We start from the raw sequence: 18943 nt of genomic DNA, 5'->3' as shown, positions 1-18943 counted from the left end.
GCCGCCTTCCTCGGCCCTGCTTCAGCCCTTCTTCAGCAGCAGTTCCGTGTTGCGGTCGCCCGGTGCGCCGGCCAGGTGGGTGTGCGAGCCGGGGGCGTTGAGGGACAGCTCCCGGTAGAGGGAGGCCAGGCCGGTCTGGGAGAGGTCCGCGAAGTCCGTGCGGTGCGGTGCCGAGGACTCCACGCAGGTGGTGAACAGGGACAGCGTGCCGTCCTTGTTGTCCACCAGCTCGATCACGCGGGCGAGTTGGGGGTAGTCCACGTGGGAGGCGGTGGAGATCTCCCAGAAGGAGTGGCCCTCCGGTCCGGCGTGGGCGGTGATCTCGTTGCGGTGGACATGGCCGTTGACCCACGCGAGGACGTTGCGGTGGCGGCCGAGCAGGTCGAGGACGTCGGCGCCGTCGTGGCGGGCCTCGTCCGGGCGGGCCGGGTCCGGGCGGGGGTTGTCCATCGACTCGCTCGTGTGGTGGCTGAAGATCACCGCGTACGCGTCCTCGTTGTCGCGCAGGGTCCGGTCCAGCCAGCGCAGTTGCTCCGCGCCGAGGGAGCCCTCGTAGTGGCCGCCGGGGTCCGTGGTGTCGAGGCTGATGCCGATGACGTCGTCGGCGATGCGGAAGGCGTAGTACTGGGTGCCCGCCTCCAGGTTCGCGGTGGAGTAGCCGTGGCCGACCGGACCGGGGCCCTGGAACGCCGGGTCCAGGTGGGCCTTGAGGTAGTCGGCGGGGGTGAAGGTGGCGCGCCGCTCGTCCGGGGTGACGGGGCGCATCGCGCGGCTGTGCGCCTTGAGGAAGTCGTGGAACCGCACGCCTCTGGGGTCCTTCGCCTTCTTGATGGCGCGCTGGAGCCTGGCCGCCTCGGCGGCGGGGGCGCTCATGAGTTTGCGGCCGCCGACGGCGAGGTCGGTGAGGTAGGAGTCGCCGTGCGAGGCGTAGCAGCCGAGCGGCAGGGAGTCGTGGTTGCCGACGGTCGAGTACCAGGGCAGGTTGAGGCCGGGGCTGCGCACCTCGCGGATCGCGGCGGCGAGGAAGCCCTCGACGTGCGGGAAGCCGAGCTGCTTGTCGGCGTCGCGTACGGCGGTGTCGGGCTGCCAGTACTGCTTCAGGCCGCTGTTCTGGACGCCCTCGTAGTGGCGCGGGTCGCCGGTGTTGGGGGTGATCCGGCCGCCGCTCATGACGGTCAGGAACCACTCCAGCTCGGACCGGGCGTTGTTGTCGGTGTTGTCGCCGGTGGTCATCGCGAAGTGCAGCGGGGCGCCGGTGACGGGGGCGCCCCGCAGCGCGTTGATCCGCTCGACGAGGGAGATCGCGCCGTGCACGGTGAGCGCCTCCTGCGGGCGCCAGGCGTGCACGTCGGCCGAGCGGAGGTACTCCAGGCGCAGCGGGTGCTGGGTGTCGATGATGTGCAGGTCGGTGACCTGCACGAACGCGGCGAGCGTGGTCCGCCGGGCGGCGCGGCCCGACCGGGCGGCGGCCAGGTCGGTGCGGACGACGCGCTGCCAGCCGGGCCCGTCGCCGAGCCGGCGGAAGCCGGAGCGGCCGCGCGGGGCGGCGACCTCGGCGAGGGTGGTGCCCCGGGTGTACGGGGCGAGCGGCGCGGCGGGTGCCTTGCGGGAGGAGGCGAGGGCGGCCCCGGTGTCCGCGCCGGAGGCGGTGGCGGCGCTGCTCTCGGTGGGGCGGGCGGCGTAGCCGATGCCGGCGGCCAGGGCGACCGCCCCGGTGGTGGCGAGGAAGGAACGGCGGTGGACCCCGAGGGCGGAGCCGGCGACAGAGCGTGTGCGCGACATGGCGCTTGTCTCCCCGAGTGCGAACGCGTCGGCAGTGGTGGCGGGGCGCTCGCTCTCGCGAACGTCCCGCTCTCACTGGATCGTTGGCACCGGGGGTGGCCTGCGCGTGAACGCGGCGGCAACGTGCGACGCCGATCGCCGTACGTGGATCTTGGCCCACCCCGCGCGTCCGCGGCCGCTCCTCGGACGGCCCGGAACCGGTCACTCAGTGTTCATCTCGCCGGGCAGGGGATCAGCCCGCGGGGTCGGGGTTGGCGGGTGAGTAGTCGGGCGGGGACCAGCGCAGCGGGAGCGCCGAGGGGGTCTCGACGGCCTCGGTGAGCGTGAAGCGGACCCAGCGTCCGCCGTCCGGGGTGAACTCGGTGCGGGCCTCGCCGGTGAGCTGGAGGGTCGTGCCGTCCTCCCAGTCGATCAGGAGCAGTCCGGCCCGCGGGTCGGCGACCAGGTTGCCGAGGGTGAGGAACATGGCGTTGCCCGGGTAGTCGGGCCAGCTCAGCTCGCGCGGCGAGTCGACCCGCACGAAGCCGGGGTTGCCGCCCCGGTGGCTGGCGTCGGCGCCGGTGTCGTGCACGGTGGCGACGAAGAAGGTGTCGGCCGCCCGTACGAAGGCCTGCTGGGCGGGGGTCAGCGCGGTGCCGTACCGGGGGCCGGCCGGGGTGCGGTCGGCGACGGTCTCGTAACGCTCCCTTTTCTGGAGGTACTTGGGGCAGTTGGAGAACACCCGGTCGGCGTCGATCGCGAAGCCGCGCTCCGTGGGCCGCAGCCGGCCGTTCAGGCGCATGCGGCGCCGGGTGCGCGGGTCGAGGGCGATGGTGCCGACGGGGGTGCCGGGGGTGGTGAGCGCCGTCGCGAGCGGGGCGGCCGGGCTGGCGCCTCCCGCGCCGCCGGGGGCGTGGGAGGCGCCTGCGGCGACGGCGATCCGGCGCGGTCCGGTCGCGCGGACGAAGCCCGGGGCGCCGGTGAGAGGGGCGGCCCACACCTGGCCCGTCCCGGGTTCGGCGGCGCCGAGCACCAGCAGCGGCTGGAGTTCGAGGAAGGCCGCGGCGACCGGTTTGATCGCCTCGCCGACGGACCGGCCGACGTGGTCGGCGAGTTGCCGTACGCCGGCCCGGTCCTGCACGGCGCGCGCGCCGGCGTGGTAGACGGTCATGTCCCGCGCCGCCTAGAAGAAGCCGCAGGTCGGCGCGTCGGCGTGCGGGGCGGGCGCGTTCTCGGCGCCCGTGGGGGCGGAGATCTCCAGGCGGACGCCGTCGGGGCCGTGGAAGAAGATCCCGCCGGACGCCGCGCCCTCGCCGTGGGCGACGACGCCGTCGTACGCGAAGTCCACGCCGTAGGCGCGCAGCGCGGCCTCGTACTCCCTCACGCGCTCGACGGAGTCGACCTGGAGGGCGAGGTGGTGCAGTCCGGCGCGGTCGGCGTCGTACGCCTGCCCGGCCTGCTGCCACAGCGCGAGGGCGAGGTTCTCGCCGTCACCGAGGAGGGCGTACCGCCTGCCGTCCTCCTTGCCCTCGGCGAGCAGGACGAAGCCGAGGACGTCGCGGTAGAAGGCGAGCGAGTGCTCGATGTCGGTGACGTTGAGGCCGATGTGGCCGGTGCGCAGGGTCATGGTCGTGCCCTTCGAGTCCGTCGATCTAACCTGTGTAAGTGACTTTAAAGGTTAGAAGTCGGTGACGTCAACCGGTCACGTACTCTTGAGCGGTTAGCACGGAAGGAGCCCGCCATGTCCGTCGCCCGCGACCCCCGCCCCCTCACCGGCGAGCCGCTCTCGCTCGACCTGCTCAACACGTGGTGGGTGGAGGACGGCGCCCCGCGGGACCTCCTCGCGGACACCGACGGGCTGGCGGTGTGGCTCGTGGCGGGCGGGCTCGACGACCGGTTCGCCGCCGACGCGGCCACCCTGCGGCACACCCTGCAGGCGCGGGACGCGCTGAGGACCGCCGTGGACGAGTCGCTGGAGGCGGGCGCCGGGGCCGTGGACGCCGTGCTCGCGCACGGCCGCATCCGGGCCACCCTCACCGCCGAAGGGCCCGGGGAGCTGCCCGAGTTCGCGGACGACTCGTGGGGACCGGCCTGGCTCGCCGCGCGCAACTACCTGGAGCTGCTGGCCACCGCGCCCGACCGGATCAGGCCCTGCGCCCACGAGGCCTGCGTGCTGCACTTCTTCGACACCTCGCGCAACGGCTCCCGCCGCTGGTGCTCCATGGCCGCCTGCGGCAACCGCGCGAAGGCCTCCCGCCACTACGCGCGCACCAAGGACGCCTGACCGGCCCCGCACGAGGAGTGCAGGGGCGCAGAGGCGGGGCGCCGCAAAAATGTGGGCGACTTGCCCCCTTTTGCGGCTCATCTACCCTACGTCGGCCGGGGGTTTTCCCCATGCGTCCATTTCAATTCGGCCAACTCTTCCCAAACGTCCTTCCCTTGCATAAAGCTGAGCGGTCGTCCGGGGTCGCATTCCGGACTGCCGCGGCCAGAGCCGATCGGCTCCGGTCGCCAACCGCTGGTTCCTTTACCTACAAGGGATGCCGATGACCTTCACCACCGAGCGCGCTCCGTCCTCGGGCGCGAGACGCGTGGCCCGGATAGCCGTGGCCGCAGGCCTGGTGGCCGCGCTCTCCGCGGCCGGACCGATACCCATGGCCTTCTCCGCCGACGAGCCGGCCACGGACGGCGCCGTCAAGTCCGCGCCCGACAAGCTCGGTTCCGCCGACGCGGACCTGCTCGCCGAGGCCAAGGCCGACGGCGAGAAGACCGTCACCATGATGATCGCCACCGCGCCCGGCCAGACCGAGCAGGTCGCCGCGCAGCTGGACGCGGTCAAGGGCGGCATGGTCGGCCGCAGCCACGACAAGCTCGGCTACGTCCGCGCCACCGTCCCCACCGCCAAGGCGGACGCGGCCATCGCCGCCGCCGCCAAGCTCTCCTCCGTGCACGGCATCGACCTGCGCGAGGAAATCCCGCTGGACGACCCGACGCCGGCCGGGGACCGCGCCAAGGGCGCCACCACCGGCAGCACGGGCGGCTACCCGGCCCCGGGCAAGAACACCCCGGCCGAGAACCCGTACAACCCGTCCTTCGAGACCGGCGCCGTCGACTTCGTCGAGGACCACCCGAAGGCGGACGGCCGCGGCATCACCATCGGCATCCTGGACTCCGGCGTCGACCTCGGCCACCCGGCCCTGCAGAAGACCACCACCGGCGAGCGCAAGATCGTCGACTGGGTCACCGCGACCGACCCGGTCCGCGACGGGGACGGCACCTGGCGGCGCATGACCAGCTCGGTCAGCGGCCCCGCGTTCACCATCACCACCGCCAGCCAGGGCACCGAGGCCTTCAAGGCCCCCGAGGGCGCCTACAAGTTCAACTACTTCGCCGAGTCCGCCACCACCGGCGGCGACATGGCCGGCGACCTGAACCGCGACGGCGACACCACGGACGTCTGGGGCGTGCTCTACGACGCCGCCGCCGGCACCGTCCGCGTCGACCTGAACGACAACCTCGACTTCACCGACGACGAGGCGATGAAGCCGTACAAGGACGGCTTCCAGATCGGCTACTTCGGCACGGACGACCCGGCGACCGAGATCGCCGAGCGCATCCCGTTCGTCGTCGAGATCCGCAAGGACGTCGTCTACAACGCGGACGGCGCCAAGGCCGACTACGTCAGCATCGGCGTCATCGAGGGTTCCCACGGCACCCACGTCGCCGGCATCACCGCCGCCAACGGCCTGTTCGGCGGCGAGATGAACGGCGCCGCCCCCGGCGCCAAGCTGGTCTCCTCGCGCGCCTGCACCTGGAGCGGCGGCTGCACCAACGTCGCGCTCACCGAGGGCATGATCGACCTCGTCACCAAGCGCGGCGTCGACATCGTCAACATGTCGATCGGCGGCCTGCCCGCGCTGAACGACGGCAACAACGCCCGCGCCGAGCTGTACACGCGCCTCATCGACGAGTACGGCGTGCAGCTGGTCATCTCAGCCGGCAACTCCGGCCCCGGCGCCAACACCATCGGCGACCCGTCGCTGGCCGACAAGGTCATCTCGGTCGGCGCGACCATCTCCAAGGAGACGTGGGCCGCCAACTACGGCTCCGTCGTGGAGAAGTCGTACGCGATGATGCCGTTCTCCTCCCGCGGTCCGCGTGAGGACGGCGGCTTCACGCCGACGCTGTCCGCGCCCGGCGCCGCCATCAACACCACGCAGACCTGGTCGCCCGGCGGCCCGGTCGCCGAGGCCGGCTACTCCCTGCCGCCCGGCTACTCGATGCTCCAGGGCACCTCGATGGCCTCCCCGCAGGCCGCGGGCGCCTCGGCGCTGCTGCTGAGCGCCGCGAAGCAGAAGGGCATCGACCTGACGCCCGCGAAGCTGCGCACCGCCCTCACCTCGACCGCCGACCACATCCGTGGCGTCCAGGCGTACGAGGAGGGTGCCGGTCTCATCAACATCGAGGACGCCTGGGACGCGATCCGCGACGGCGCCACCGCGCACCAGTACACGGTGAAGGCGCCGGTCGACACCGCGATCGACCAGTTCCTGAAGACCCCCGGCCACGGCACGGGCCTGTACGACCGCGAGGGCGGCCTGAAGGCCGGCCAGAAGAAGACGTACGAGATCACCCTGACCCGTACGTCGGGCGCCGACCGTGCGGTCCGGCACGAGCTGCACTTCGAGAACAACGCCGGTGACACCTTCCGGGTCGTCGGCTCGGACGAGGTGTACCTGCCGCTGAACAAGCCGGTCACCGTCAAGGTCCAGGCCGCGCCGCGCTCCGGCGGTCTCAAGAGCGCCATCCTCGAGGTGGACGACCCGCGCACCGAGGGCATCGACCGTCAGGTCCTGACGACCGTCGTCGTCGCCTCGCCGCTCGCCCACACGTTCACCGCGTCGGGCTCGGTGCAGCGCAACAGCCACAAGTCGTACTTCGTGACGGTCCCCGAGGGCGCCAAGACCCTCGAGGTCGCGCTCGGCGGGCTGAAGGACAAGAGCCAGACCCGGTTCATCTCCATCCACCCGTACGGCGTCCCGTCCGACCCGACGTCGACGATCAACTGCTACCCGAACTACGCCAACCCGGCCAACACCTGCCGTCCCGACGTGCGGTCGTACACCGACCCGCAGCCGGGCGTGTGGGAGATCGAGGTCGAGTCGCGCCGTACGTCGCCGCTGCTGGACAACCCGTACCGGCTCGACGTCGCCGTCCTCGGCGCGTCCTTCGACCCGGAGACGGTCACCGTCCCCGAGGCCAAGGTCGGCACCCCGGTCGACGCGTCGTGGAAGGTGACGAACCAGCTCGCCGCCATCGACGGCAAGCTCACCGGCGGCCCGCTCGGCTCCGCCAAGGCGGCCCGCCCGGCCATCAAGGCGGGCGAGACGCACACCAGCACGGTCGAGGTGCCCGCGGGCGCCGACTCCCTGGACGTCGTCATCGGCGGGGTCTCCGACACCGCCGCCGACCTGGACCTCGCCGTGTACGACAAGGACGGCAACGAGGTCGGCAGCTCGGCCGACGGCGACTCCGAGGAGTCCGTCTCCATCAAGAAGCCGGCCGCCGGCACGTACACCATCGAGGTCGTCGGCTACGCCGTGCCCGCCGGCACGACGGAGTACGACTACCGCGACGTGTTCTTCGCCGCCTCCCTCGGCACCGTCTCCGTCGACGGCGCCGCGTCGGTGAAGCTCGGCACGGGCGACTCGGCCACGGTCACCGCGAGCGTCACCGCCGCGGCGGCCGCACCCGAGGGACGTGAGTTCTTCGGGCGGGTCCAGCTGGTCAACGCGCGCGGCACGGTCGCGGGCGCGGGCAGCGTCGCCATCGAGAAGGTCACGCCGTAGCACCACGCACGGCGAGTGGGGCGGGCGTCCGTACGGGCGCCCGCCCCTTTCTCGTGCCCGCAGTTCGCCCGCCGTTTGCGCCGGGCCGCCCGGTCAGGTCCCGGGACAGGTCAGGGAGCGGGACCGGGGCAGGGAGCGTTCGATCCAGGCCCGCTCGACGGCGATGTCCCGCAGGTGCGTGAACACGGCGTCCGGGAAGAGGCCTTCGCGGGGGAAGCCGACGAGGGCGTAGTCGCCCACGCGCAGCGGCTCGTCCAGGGTGTTGTCCTCCACCTGGAAGACCAGCGGGTCACCGGCCTTCGCGGGCTTCTCCGGCTTGTACTGGCGCGCCACGTCCAGGGTGACCCGGGACCGCCCGGCGCCGGGCACCGGCTCCACGCCGGTCACCGTGCCCTCGACGACGAGACGGGCGCAGGCGAGGTAGCGGGGCGAGCCGAAGCCCAGGCCGCCCGCCGCCTCCTCCTTGGAGTCCGCCTGGGCGGCGCTCTTGTCGGCTCCCGAGCCGTCGGCGCTCCCGCCGCCCTCCAGGAGCAGCCAGGCCAGGCCCGACACGAAGGTGGCGGCGCAGGCCACGGCGAGCCCGCCGAGGGCGAGCGCGAAGGGGCGGCGCCGGGCGCGGGGCGGCCGGGACGCGGCAGCGGGGCGTACGGGCGCCACGGCAGGGCCTGCGGCCTTCGTCGCGGCGTCCTCGGCGTCTTCCGGGGCCCGCGCCAGCGCGTCGCCGATGAGGCCCAGCTGTTCCCGCAGGACCGCCACGTCGGCGGCGGCCGAGCGGTGTTCGGCGAACAGCCCGGCGTCCGCGCGTGCCGCCTCGGGCAGCGGCTCGTCGGCGATCACGGCCATCAGGGGGTCCGGCACCGGGGGACCCCCGGGGAAGTCGTGCTCGGCGGTCATCTCACACCACCTCGTCCTCGTGCAGGCGGACCCGCAGGGCCCGGACCGCCGTGTGCAGCCGGCTCTTGACCGTGCCCTCGGGGACGCCGAGCTCCTCGGCGATCGAGCGGACCGGCAGATCGGCGTAGAAACGCAGCACGACGACCTGGCGCTGCGGGTCGGGCAGCTCGTCCAGGCCCCGCGCGACGGCGAGGGACAGCAGGCTGGTGTCCTCGCCCGAGGGGTGTTCGAGCTGGCGCAGGGAGGCGAGGCGCTCGCCGATCCGCTCCTGGCGGCGCCGGGCGCGGTGCCAGTCCATGGCGAGGTTCGAGGCGACGACGGCCGCCCACGCGGACACGTCGCGCGGCGCCTCGCGCCCGTCGGCGGCCCGCTCCAGGAGCCGCAGGCGGACCTGCTGCACCCCGTCCGGCAGGTCCGCCTGCGGCACCCCGCCCAGCGCGAGCACCGCCCGCACCCGGCGCTCCTGGGCCGCGTCCAGCGGGTCGTCCACAGCGTGGTCCGTCCCGTGGCCGCGGCGGATCATCCTGCGCAGCACAGCCACCCCTCCCCTCGCCACGTTTCTCCTATGACGCCGGCCGGCACCGGAACGTTCGATCCGGCGCCGGCGCCGGTAGAGGTGTACGTCACACCGCCGTGTGCGCCCGGGGGCAGTGGGCAGGTGCGGACCAGCACAGCTTGCGGTCCGGGGCCCGATCCGGCTGAATTCCTGCAGTTCACCGGGGGCGACGGCGCAATGCCCGCAGCCGCCGTGCGCCCCGCCCCGTCCCATTCCCCGGGCACCCCGTGCAAAGAATTGGACAGGTGGGTCGGGGTCGGCCGCATGATGGAAAAGCCTCGGTCAGGCAACAGGCACGCAAAAGAGACGTAGAGGGAGTCGCCGTGAGGGTCGGAATCGTCGGAGCCACCGGTCAGGTCGGCACGGTCATGCGCAGGATTCTCACCGAGCGGAACTTCCCGGTCGACGAGCTGCGCCTGTTCGCGTCCGCCCGCTCGGCGGGCAAGGTGATCGACGGCGTGACCGTGGAGGACGCGACGACGGCCGACTACTCGGGCCTCGACATCGTGCTGTTCTCGGCGGGCGGCTCCACCTCCAAGGCGCTGGCCGAGAAGGTCGCCTCGCAGGGCGCGGTCGTGATCGACAACTCCTCGGCCTGGCGGCGCGACCCGCAGGTGCCGCTGGTGGTGGCCGAGGTCAACCCGCACGCGATCGCCGACCGCCCCAAGGGCATCATCGCCAACCCGAACTGCACGACGATGGCCGCGATGCCGGTGCTGCGCCCGCTGCACCGGGAGGCCGGTCTCGAAGCGCTGGTCGTGGCGACGTACCAGGCCGTGTCCGGTTCGGGTCTCGCCGGTGTGGACGAGCTGTTCGAGCAGGTCAAGAAGGTCGGCGACGACGCGCCGAAGCTGACCCACGACGGCGCCGCCGTGGAGTTCCCGAAGCCGGACAAGTACGTCGCGCCGATCGCGTACAACGTCCTGCCGATGGCCGGCTCGATCGTGGACGACGGTCTCAACGAGACCGACGAGGAGCAGAAGCTGCGCCACGAGTCCCGCAAGATCCTGGAGATCCCGGGCCTGAAGGTGTCCGGCACCTGCGTGCGCGTGCCGGTCTTCACCGGCCACTCCCTCCAGGTCAACGCCCGCTTCGCCCGGCCGATCAGCGCCGAGCGCGCCAAGGAGCTGCTGGCCGGCGCCCCCGGCGTGGCCCTGACCGACGTGCCGACCCCGCTCCAGGCCGCCGGCCAGGACCCCTCCTACGTCGGCCGCATCCGCGAGGACGAGACCGTGGACAACGGCCTCGCCCTGTTCGTGTCCAACGACAACCTCCGCAAGGGCGCGGCGCTGAACGCGGTGCAGATCGCGGAGCTGGTGGCGGCCGAGCTCAAGGGCTGACCGACCGGCCCGGTCGGGGCCTGCGCACCTCGTAGAGGAAACAGCCGTACTCGACGGCCCGGACGTGGACGAGCTCCACGGCCGGGTCGTCGAACGCTTTGCGCAGGGCCGCGTCGAAGTCGAGGTCCGTGACGAGCTGCCCGCCGAGGATGCGCCCCTCGGCCGAGTAGCGCCGCACGGTGCGGTGGGCGTCGGTGAAGGGCAGGCCCGCCCCCTCCGGTCCCTCCGGCCCCTCCGCCCCTTCCGGTCCCGCGCACTCCTCGGCATGGACGAAGACCGGGCCCTGCTCGTCGTAGGCGCCCGGGTCGGCGCCCTTCGCGGCGGCCCAGCGGCGCAGCGGGGCGTAGCTGACCAGGGCGATCAGCTCGCCGGGGCGGCTGCGGCGCAGGCAGCAGCGCAGCGGGGCGCCGCCCTCGTCGTCGGTGAAGGGAACCGTCCGGCGGCCCGCGTCGTCAGTGGAGCGCAGCTCCTTCAGCGCGGCCCGCGGAACGGGACGTGCGGTGTACGTCGTCATGTGCCCAGGTTCGCGCCCGCGCGACCCGTTCACCGGCGGGATCCGGACATCGCCTTCGGCGCAGGTCACGTGGAAGGATGGCGCAACCCACACATAACGAGGAGATGACCGCGTGCCTGGCACAAACCTGACTCGCGAAGAGGCGCAGCAGCGGGCGAAGCTGCTCGCCGTTGACTCGTACGAGATCGACCTCGACCTCTCCGGCGCGCAGGAGGGCGGTACCTACAGGTCCGTGACCACGGTGCGCTTCGACGTCGCCGAGGCCGGCGCCGAGTCCTTCATCGACCTGGTCGCCCCGACGGTCCACGAGGTGGTCCTGAACGGCGACGCCCTGGACCCGGCGGAGGTCTTCGCGGACTCGCGGATCGCGCTTCCCGGCCTGCTCCAGGGCCGCAACGTCCTGCGGGTGGTCGCGGACTGCGCGTACACCAACACCGGTGAGGGCCTGCACCGTTTCGTCGACCCGGTCGACAACCAGGCGTATCTCTACACCCAGTTCGAGGTGCCGGACGCCCGCCGTGTCTTCGCGAGCTTCGAGCAGCCCGACCTCAAGGCGACGTTCCGGTTCACGGTGCGCGCGCCCGAGGGCTGGACCGTGATCTCCAACTCGCCGACGCCCGAACCGCGCGACTGCGTCTGGGAGTTCGAACCGACGCCGCGGATCTCGACGTACATCACGGCGCTGATCGTCGGCCCGTACCACTCGGTGCACAGCGTGTACGAGAAGGACGGCCAGTCGGTGCCGCTCGGCATCTACTGCCGGCCGTCGCTCGCCGAGTACCTCGACTCGGACGCCATCTTCGAGGTCACCCGGCAGGGCTTCGACTGGTTCCAGGAGAAGTTCGACTACGCGTACCCGTTCAAGAAGTACGACCAGCTGTTCGTGCCGGAGTTCAACGCGGGCGCGATGGAGAACGCGGGCGCGGTGACCATCCGCGACCAGTACGTCTTCCGGTCGAAGGTGACGGACGCGGCGTACGAGACGCGTGCGGAGACGATCCTGCACGAGCTGGCGCACATGTGGTTCGGCGACCTCGTGACGATGGAGTGGTGGAACGACCTGTGGCTGAACGAGTCGTTCGCCACGTACACGTCGATCGCCTGCCAGGCGGCGGCGCCGGGCTCGCGCTGGCCGCAGTCGTGGACGACGTTCGCGAACTCCATGAAGACCTGGGCGTACCGGCAGGACCAGCTGCCGTCCACGCACCCGATCATGGCCGACATCCGTGACCTGGACGACGTGCTCGTCAACTTCGACGGCATCACGTACGCCAAGGGCGCGAGCGTCCTGAAGCAGCTGGTGGCCTACGTCGGCGAGGACGAGTTCTTCCGCGGCGTGCAGGCGTACTTCCAGCGGCACGCGTTCGGCAACACGCGCCTGTCGGACCTGCTGGGCGCCCTGGAGGAGACCTCCGGCCGCGACCTGAAGACCTGGTCGCAGGCGTGGCTGGAAACGGCGGGCATCAACGTCCTCCGCCCGGAGATCGAGACGGACGAGGCGGGCACCGTCACATCCTTCGCGGTCCGCCAGGAGGCCCCGGCCCTCCCGGCCGGCGCGAAGGGCGAGCCGACGCTCCGCCCGCACCGCATCGCGATCGGCGCGTACGACCTCGACGCGCACGGCAAGCTGGTGCGCGGCGAGCGCGTCGAGCTGGACGTGGACGGCGAACTGACGCCGGTGCCGCAGCTGGTGGGCAAGCCCCGCCCGGCGGTGCTCCTCCTCAACGACGACGACCTGTCGTACGCGAAGGTCCGCCTGGACGAGCAGTCGCTGGCCGTGGTCACGGACCACCTGGGCGACTTCACGAAGTCCCTGCCGCGGGCCCTGTGCTGGGCGTCGGCCTGGGACATGACGCGGGACGCGGAACTCGCCACGCGCGACTACCTCTCCCTGGTCCTGTCGGGCATCGGCAAGGAGTCCGACATCGGTGTCGTGCAGTCGCTGCACCGGCAGGTGAAGCTGGCGATCGACCTGTACGCCGACCCGGCCGGCCGCGAGGCGCTGCTGACCCGCTGGACGGACGCCACGCTCGCCCACCTGCGGGCGGCGGACGCGGGCAGCGACCACCAGCTGGCGTGGGCGCGCGCGTTCGCGGCCACGGCCCGCACGCCGGAGCAGCTGGACCTGCTGGACGCGCTGCTGGACGGCTCGCAGACGATCGAGGGCCTGGCCGTCGACACGGAGCTGCGCTGGGCGTTCGTGCAGCGCCTCGCGGCGGTCGGCCGGTTCGACGAGGCGGAGATCGCCGCTGAGTACGAGCGCGACAAGACCGCCGCCGGCGAGCGCCATGCGGCGAGCGCGCGCGCCGCCCGCCCGACGCCGGAGGCCAAGGCGGAGGCGTGGGCGTCGGTCGTCGAGTCCGACAAGCTCCCGAACTCCCTCCAGGAGGCGGTCATCGGAGGCTTCGTCCAGACGGACCAGCGTGAACTCCTGGCACCGTACGCGGAGCGCTACTTCGAGGCGGTCAAGGGCGTCTGGGACTCCCGCTCCCACGAGATGGCCCAGCAGATCGCGATCGGCCTCTACCCGTCGATCCAGGTCTCCGAGGACACCCTGACCCGCACGGACACCTGGCTCGCCTCGGCCAACCCGAACGCGGCCCTGCGCCGCCTGGTCTCGGAATCCCGAGCGGGCGTGGAACGGGCGCTGCGGGCGCAGGGGGCGGATGCGGGGGCCGGGCGGTAGCCGCGGCGGTGCTCTTGGGGCGCCTGGCTTTGGGCCGGGCGCCCCTGCCTTTTGGGCGGGGGCCGGGCGCACCGGGTGGGCGGTCGGGCTCGGCCGCTCAGATACCGAAGCCGCTGATACCGAAGCCCTTGATCACGAAGGCGCCCGCGCCGATCAGGCAGGCGGCCGAACCCACGACGTAGGCGAGGGCGTCGCCGAAACCGGTGTCGGTCGTCTCCAGCGCGGACGCATTGACGCGGGTGGGGACCGCGGGGTCGTAGGTGACCTCCGTGATCTCGCCCGGCCGCACGCCGAGGAAGTGGAGAACGGGGTTCTGTGACTCGCTCTCGACGCGGGTGCCGTCGGGCAGTTCGAACGCCAGGGTGAGGAAGTAACGGATCGCGCCGTCGCCGTCGTGATCGGTGCGGTAGTCGACCAGTTCGCCGGTCGTGCGCACTCCGCGCATCCGCAGACGGTAGATACGGCGAGCGGTCACGGCGAAGCCGCAGGAGAGCACGCCCAGGAGGAGCGCCACGAGAGTGCTCACAGCCATGGCCATGGGCGGAGTTTACCGACGGGCGGCGCGGTGGGAGCTGCTGCGTCACAGCTCTGGCAAGGGTGGCGCCTCGCGTGCCTCGACCCGGAGCTCTCGGAGCTCTCGGAGCGGTGCAACTGCGCGGGGTGGCTGGCACGATGGCCCCGTGGACGACCTGGAGCGCGTCAAAGCAGAGACCGTGGCGTACTTCCGAGCACTCGATGAAGCCGCCACCCAGCGGCATCACTTCCGCCACGCCGACGAGGAAGGCGGCCTCTGGTACTTCGAGGCCGTACCCGACCGCGACGAGTTGATCGCCGTCAAGCAGGCCGAACTGAGGCCGGCCGGCCAACTCCACCGGTACAGCTGGGAGCATCTGGAGGACGAACACGGCTTCCTGACCGACCAAGCGATCGACCCGGCAGAGGATCCGCTGGAGCCCGTCTCGGCAGAAGAGTTCCAACGGATATGGACTTGGTAATTCAGCCGCTGGGCTGCTCTTCCGAGGTGGTGGTCACCGACACAGGGGCTGCTTGGGACCGTTCCAGGCGCCGCTGACGGGCACGTGCCACGCGAGCCGGGGACTGAAACAGGTCGTTCAGCACCTCATCCATGAGTGTCAAGATTTCTTCGGCCGCCTCGTGATCAACGGGGGTGAGATCTCCATGGGCCACCTCATTGCCGCCGAAGCGCACCTCGTGTGCCGCTTCCTTGATGTGCCCGCGCAGCAGCCCCAGTTGGTGGAGCGCATCAATCTTCGCGATCAGGCTCCCTTTGGTGACACCCTTTTCCTTGGCGGACGCCTCGACCACTGCACGGGCAAGTGCCACGGCAGCTCGGTCGGCCTTGATGCCCAACTCCCCGATGGGGCAAGGAATTTGCGACCTGCCAGTGTTGTCACGCGATGCTCCATCCACCAGATGCGGCGACCAATCAGCACTGCCGACACGATCACGAAGTGTCGGCAGATCATTCGCTCGACAGGTGCCTACGCGGGTCGGCGATGACCGCCCCGACGAGAGCGTCCAGCATCTGTTGCGGCCGAGGACGTGGACGTCACGCGCCACAAGGGAGCGTCGTACTGATTCGGACGGTTGCTGATGAGCAGTCGGCGAAGGTCCTCGCGCAGCGAGCCGTTGAGGTTCAGGGCCTCTGTGATGCGGCGGAACGTCGTGTGGGTGACGCCGCGGCTGCGGGCTTCGGCCTCGAACCGGTCGAGCTGAGACAGAACTGTCTCCCGGGCAAGCTGCACTGACGGCTGATCCTTGAGCCGTGCGGCCTTGTTGCGCTCGTAGTCGATCTCCGAGTAGCCGCAGATGTCGCGGCTGTGTGCCTCGACCTCGTCCAGGGTGGTAGTCGCCAGAATGGTGCGGGCCAACCAGTTGCGTGTCAACGCCTCGTCCAGGTCGACCTCATGGACCGTTGATCCTTCGTCGGTGAGCGGGACCGGGACGCCGGCGTCTCGGATCTCGCAGGTGCCGCGTACCCCCCGGGCAGTCGCCGCGAGCATCCCCGTCGCCTCGGAGGGGTGCCACTCCAGGACCGAGCTGACCCGCTCGACGTCCTTCGCGGTGAGGGTATGGACGAGCGGGCCAAGCATGCTGCGCAGGTCTTCGAGAGGGAGTTCACCGTCGAGGCCGGGGCCCGCCACCAAGAGGCGGACGGGTGCGTTCACCTGACAGCACGCGGCGAGCGTCACGGCATCGGCGAGCGGGCTCCTCAGCGTCGGCTCGTTGCCGCGCGCGAGGATGTCGCCGCCCACGTCCAGGAGGTCGATCGACGCCGGTGACAAGTGGTCCGCCAGCTCCCCGAGTTGGCGGGTGACGCCCTCGACTCCGTAGCGCGGGTCGATCAACGCGAGCGTGTGTCGGAGTTCGGCTGCGAGCCGGGGAAGGGTCGAGCCTGCCGGAGCGATGGGGCGGGCCTCGGCCGGCACAGCCCAGACGGCTGGGGTGAGGGGGTGGAGGCCGGTGAAGTCGTCCGGTCCTCGGGGGCCTGGGACTGGGTCGATCAGGAGGCGGTCCCAGGCGTACGTAAGGATGACAGCGTGGCCCTCGTCGCCGTAGAGGGCGGCGTGAATCATGGCGGCGGCGACCGCGTCGCCCCCTCCCCCCGCTGCGACGATCAACCGCGTCATGCGCCCCAGCCTACGAAGTTGAGCAGTGACCGCTCAGCCTGGGCGCAGCAAGTCACTCTTCGCCCCACCGGTCCGTCTTGAACACCGCCCAGACGGCCTTGCCCGGTGGGCACGGTGTGATGCCGAAGTCGTCGGCGAGGGCCATGACGATGCGGAGCCCTCTGCCTCCTTCGTCTTCTGTCCTGCCGTCCACCAACTCGGGCATCCCACCGCCGCTGTCGCGCACCTCGACACGGATCAGCGGGCCGTCGGCGGCCAAGGTCAGGGCGAACTCGCGTCCTGGCGGCACGCCGTGCAGAAGTGCGTTCGTGGCCAGCTCCGAGACGCAGAGACGTACGTCTTCGCTGCGGTCGAACAGGCCCCAGTCCGTGAGCGCTTCGAGGGCGAAGCTCCGCGCCGCCTGCACGGAGCTTCGAGCCCGGGGAAATCGGCGTTGCCGAGACATGGGCACGGCTGAACCACCGCCTTGTTCCAGTGGGTATGCGGTCCCGGTGATCGTATCGCTATTCACGAAAAGCAGAAAGCTTGCCTGCTTCAAGGGCTCCGCATCCGCGTCGCTTAACGTGTAAAGCGGCAAGGTTCGAACACCGCCCAGCCTGGAGGACACGGTGAGTGACGCCACGTGGGTCAGCACGTCCATGCCGTATGTGACCCCGCGCGAGAAGGGGCGGCCCGACCCTTGGGGTGAAGAGGCCGCGGCTCGTGGGGGCAAGGGCACGCAGCGCATCACGTACGCCGGGGAGACAGTGGCCCCGGAAGAGGTCGCCCCTCTGCTCGGGCTGGCTGCGGGCGAGGCGGTCGTAGTGCGTCGCCGGGTCATCGAACTGGGCGGCGAGCCTTGTGAGTTGACGGATACGTACTACCCCGTGGACATCGCCCGGGGCACCCGTCTCGCGGAGCAGAGGAAAATCCCCGGCGGTGCCGTGACGTTCCTCGCCGAGCTGGGGTACGTCGGCGCCCGCGTCCGTGAGGACGTCAGCGCGCGGATGCCGGGGCCCGAGGAGCGCGACGTGCTTCGCCTGGGACCGGACGAACCCGTTCTCCAGGTGAGCCGGGTCACGCTGGACAGCAGCGACCGGCCCTTTCAGGTCGACATGATGGTCATGCCGGCACACCGGCAGCGACTTCGTTACGAGATCCGGATCGGATGACCGTGCCCCTCACCAACCCCGACTCCCAAGACCGTCGGTCGCTCCACGAGCGCATCGCCGCCGACCTGCGGGACGAGATCATGACCGGCGACCTCGCGCCGGGCGCCAGCCTTCCCTCCACGGCCCGCCTCAAGGAGCGTTTCGACGCCTCGAACGCCACGATCCAGAAGGCGTTGCAGATCCTGAAGGAGGAGCGCCTGGTCGTCGGCCGCGCCGGGTCCGCCGTAACCGTGCGCGAGCACCGGCAGCGGACGATTCGCCCGGCCGCCTACATGGCTCCCGCGGCCCCTGGAGAGCCGTACCGCTGGCTTACCGAGGCCGCCAAACTCGGCACCGACGCTCGGAGCACACTGCTCGAAGTCCGCGAAACCCGCCCCCCGGCCGACGTCGCGGCCGCCCTGCGTCTGGACGACGGCGAGCTCGCCGTGCTTCGCCACCAACTCCTCTCCATCGACGGTGAACCAGTCGAGTTGGTCAAGTCCTACTACCCCCTGACCATCGCCCGCGGCACGGCCATCACCGAGAAACAGAAGATCCGCGGCGGTACGTCCACTCTCCTCAGCGGGCTCGGATTCCCGCCCCGCCTGAGCATCGACCGCGTCTCGGCCAGAGTCCCGACGCAGGAGCAGTACCAGCGGCTCAACCTGCCCAGTGACCTGCCTGTCCTGCGCACCCTGCGTGTCGTGTACAGCGACAACGATCGCCCCGTGGAGGCCACCGTCATGGTCAAGGCGGGCCATCTCTACGAGCTTCAGTACGAGTTCACGCCTTGCTGACGCCCACGCCAGCGCCCGAGGTCGATGGTCGAAGCCGTAGGGGCGACGTCACGCCGGGGCAGCGAGCGGCGGATGTTCCAGCACGCGAGGCTTGTACTCGACCAGTTGGATGCGGCCGTCGAAGGTGCGGTGGTCGGTCATGTCGAGGGCGACGTCCGGGTAGCCGTCGTAGATGCGTTCCTGGCCCGTGGCGCCGGTGATCACCGGGAACATCACGACGCGGAAGCGGTCGACGAGTCCGGCGCGGAGCAGGGACCGGCACAGGCTGAGGCTGCCGATCGTGCTGAGGAGTTGCCCCGAGCCGTTCGACTTCATGGCGCGGACCGCCTCGACGGCGTCGTCACGGACGAGCGTGGAGTTGGCCCAGGTAAGCGGCTCCTCCAGGGTCGAGGAGAACACCACCTTGGACGCTTGCGTGAGTTCGTCGACGGACGCCTCTTCCTCGGGCCGGAACTCGTCCTGGCCGCTCGGGACCTCGCCCGCGGCGAAGCCCGACATCAAGCGGTAGGTGTTCGCCCCCATCAGGTAGGTGACCTTGGGCTGCTCACTGAGCCAGGCGAGGTATTCCGGGCCTTCGAGGCCCCAGAACCCCGGCCACCCCTCTCCGGACGCGTAGCCGTCGAGGGAGGTGATGAAGTCCACGAGAAGCTCGGACATGGTGGTCTCCTTTCTCGGAGTGTCACCAGCTTGGACCCTCCGGGAGCCACAAAGTCATCGGCCGCGCCGGCAACGATCTCCACGGTGTCGACCGCTCCCTTCCCGCCT

Annotated in this window: 18 protein-coding genes; 7 read left to right on the top strand and 11 right to left on the bottom strand. The window is 71.2% G+C overall.

Annotated elements, in window-relative coordinates; genetic code table 11:
• Nucleotides 1–21: 21 nt before the first annotated feature.
• The 3 genes from ACZ7D7_RS06930 to ACZ7D7_RS06920 all read right to left on the bottom strand — a co-directional run bounded on the left by ACZ7D7_RS06930 (nucleotide 22) and on the right by ACZ7D7_RS06920 (nucleotide 3388).
• On the bottom strand, nucleotides 22–1782 hold the full coding sequence (locus ACZ7D7_RS06930; RefSeq protein ID WP_470822903.1) for a TIGR03767 family metallophosphoesterase: 1761 nt from the start codon (nucleotides 1780–1782) through the stop codon (nucleotides 22–24).
• A 232-nt stretch (nucleotides 1783–2014) separates the two neighbouring features.
• Nucleotides 2015–2563: a pyridoxamine 5'-phosphate oxidase family protein gene (locus tag ACZ7D7_RS06925; RefSeq protein ID WP_470823203.1), complete on the bottom strand. Its 549-nt coding sequence runs from the start codon at nucleotides 2561–2563 to the stop codon at nucleotides 2015–2017.
• A gap of 381 nt (nucleotides 2564–2944) precedes the next feature.
• Nucleotides 2945–3388 carry a VOC family protein gene (locus tag ACZ7D7_RS06920; RefSeq protein ID WP_470822902.1) on the bottom strand — a complete coding sequence of 148 codons (444 nt, stop codon included), beginning with the start codon at nucleotides 3386–3388 and terminating at the stop codon, nucleotides 2945–2947.
• Nucleotides 3389–3502: 114 nt separating this feature from the next.
• Between ACZ7D7_RS06920 and ACZ7D7_RS06915 the strand changes: the two genes are divergently transcribed.
• Together ACZ7D7_RS06915 and ACZ7D7_RS06910 are read left to right on the top strand one after the other, a co-directional pair.
• A complete protein-coding gene (locus ACZ7D7_RS06915) occupies nucleotides 3503–4045 on the top strand; it encodes a CGNR zinc finger domain-containing protein (RefSeq protein ID WP_470822901.1) in 543 nt (180 codons plus the stop codon).
• A 262-nt stretch (nucleotides 4046–4307) separates the two neighbouring features.
• Nucleotides 4308–7610, top strand: coding sequence for a S8 family serine peptidase (locus ACZ7D7_RS06910; protein WP_470822900.1), 3303 nt, complete (start codon nucleotides 4308–4310; stop codon nucleotides 7608–7610).
• 93 nt (nucleotides 7611–7703) lie between these two features.
• Here ACZ7D7_RS06910 and ACZ7D7_RS06905 read toward each other — a convergent pair whose 3' ends face one another.
• Entirely contained in the window at nucleotides 7704–8504 is an 801-nt protein-coding gene (locus tag ACZ7D7_RS06905; protein ID WP_470822899.1) for a hypothetical protein, read from the bottom strand.
• Between the two features lies 1 nt (nucleotide 8505).
• Complete coding sequence (locus ACZ7D7_RS06900; RefSeq protein WP_470822898.1) at nucleotides 8506–9045, bottom strand: RNA polymerase sigma factor; 540 nt, start codon at nucleotides 9043–9045, stop codon at nucleotides 8506–8508.
• 338 nt (nucleotides 9046–9383) lie between these two features.
• Between ACZ7D7_RS06900 and ACZ7D7_RS06895 the strand changes: the two genes are divergently transcribed.
• Complete coding sequence (locus ACZ7D7_RS06895; RefSeq protein WP_470822897.1) at nucleotides 9384–10400, top strand: aspartate-semialdehyde dehydrogenase; 1017 nt, start codon at nucleotides 9384–9386, stop codon at nucleotides 10398–10400.
• On the opposite strand, the gene ACZ7D7_RS06890 is transcribed toward ACZ7D7_RS06895, so the two are convergent.
• On the bottom strand, nucleotides 10390–10914 hold the full coding sequence (locus tag ACZ7D7_RS06890; RefSeq protein ID WP_470822896.1) for a DUF1203 domain-containing protein: 525 nt from the start codon (nucleotides 10912–10914) through the stop codon (nucleotides 10390–10392). The two genes, ACZ7D7_RS06895 and ACZ7D7_RS06890, sit on opposite strands and share 11 nt — an antisense overlap.
• A 112-nt stretch (nucleotides 10915–11026) precedes the next feature.
• Between ACZ7D7_RS06890 and pepN the strand changes: the two genes are divergently transcribed.
• Nucleotides 11027–13600, top strand: coding sequence for an aminopeptidase N (pepN, locus tag ACZ7D7_RS06885; RefSeq protein ID WP_470822895.1), 2574 nt, complete (start codon nucleotides 11027–11029; stop codon nucleotides 13598–13600).
• Nucleotides 13601–13697: 97 nt separating this feature from the next.
• Here the strand turns inward: pepN and ACZ7D7_RS06880 are convergent, their stop codons facing one another.
• Entirely contained in the window at nucleotides 13698–14138 is a 441-nt protein-coding gene (locus ACZ7D7_RS06880) for a hypothetical protein (protein WP_470822894.1), read from the bottom strand.
• Nucleotides 14139–14280: 142 nt separating this feature from the next.
• On the opposite strand from ACZ7D7_RS06880, the gene ACZ7D7_RS06875 reads away from it, so the two are divergent.
• Nucleotides 14281–14595 (top strand): hypothetical protein, encoded by a 315-nt coding sequence (locus ACZ7D7_RS06875; protein ID WP_470822893.1) that lies wholly within the window; start codon nucleotides 14281–14283, stop codon nucleotides 14593–14595.
• Between the two features lies 1 nt (nucleotide 14596).
• On the opposite strand, the gene ACZ7D7_RS06870 is transcribed toward ACZ7D7_RS06875, so the two are convergent.
• The 3 genes from ACZ7D7_RS06870 to ACZ7D7_RS06860 form a co-directional block, all read right to left on the bottom strand.
• Nucleotides 14597–14971, bottom strand: coding sequence for a DUF4145 domain-containing protein (locus tag ACZ7D7_RS06870; RefSeq protein WP_470822892.1), 375 nt, complete (start codon nucleotides 14969–14971; stop codon nucleotides 14597–14599).
• Between the two features lie 131 nt (nucleotides 14972–15102).
• On the bottom strand, nucleotides 15103–16251 hold the full coding sequence (locus ACZ7D7_RS06865; RefSeq protein WP_470822891.1) for a DUF1152 domain-containing protein: 1149 nt from the start codon (nucleotides 16249–16251) through the stop codon (nucleotides 15103–15105).
• Between the two features lie 52 nt (nucleotides 16252–16303).
• On the bottom strand, nucleotides 16304–16891 hold the full coding sequence (locus tag ACZ7D7_RS06860; RefSeq protein ID WP_470822890.1) for an ATP-binding protein: 588 nt from the start codon (nucleotides 16889–16891) through the stop codon (nucleotides 16304–16306).
• On the opposite strand from ACZ7D7_RS06860, the gene ACZ7D7_RS06855 reads away from it, so the two are divergent.
• Both ACZ7D7_RS06855 and ACZ7D7_RS06850 read left to right on the top strand, forming a co-directional pair.
• A complete protein-coding gene (locus ACZ7D7_RS06855; RefSeq protein WP_470822889.1) occupies nucleotides 16860–17402 on the top strand; it encodes a GntR family transcriptional regulator in 543 nt (180 codons plus the stop codon). The genes ACZ7D7_RS06860 and ACZ7D7_RS06855 overlap by 32 nt on opposite strands.
• On the top strand, nucleotides 17399–18178 hold the full coding sequence (locus ACZ7D7_RS06850; RefSeq protein ID WP_470822888.1) for a GntR family transcriptional regulator: 780 nt from the start codon (nucleotides 17399–17401) through the stop codon (nucleotides 18176–18178). The genes ACZ7D7_RS06855 and ACZ7D7_RS06850 overlap by 4 nt, the downstream gene beginning before the upstream one ends.
• 48 nt (nucleotides 18179–18226) lie before the next feature.
• Here the strand turns inward: ACZ7D7_RS06850 and ACZ7D7_RS06845 are convergent, their stop codons facing one another.
• Entirely contained in the window at nucleotides 18227–18835 is a 609-nt protein-coding gene (locus ACZ7D7_RS06845) for a dihydrofolate reductase family protein (RefSeq protein WP_470822887.1), read from the bottom strand.
• Between the last annotated feature and the right edge of the window lie 108 nt (nucleotides 18836–18943).

The sequence above is a fragment of the Streptomyces sp. NPDC037054 genome (genome assembly GCF_055606745.1).
The sequence above is the reverse complement of the archived record's forward strand: the minus strand, read 5'-3'. Positions and strand labels throughout refer to the sequence as shown.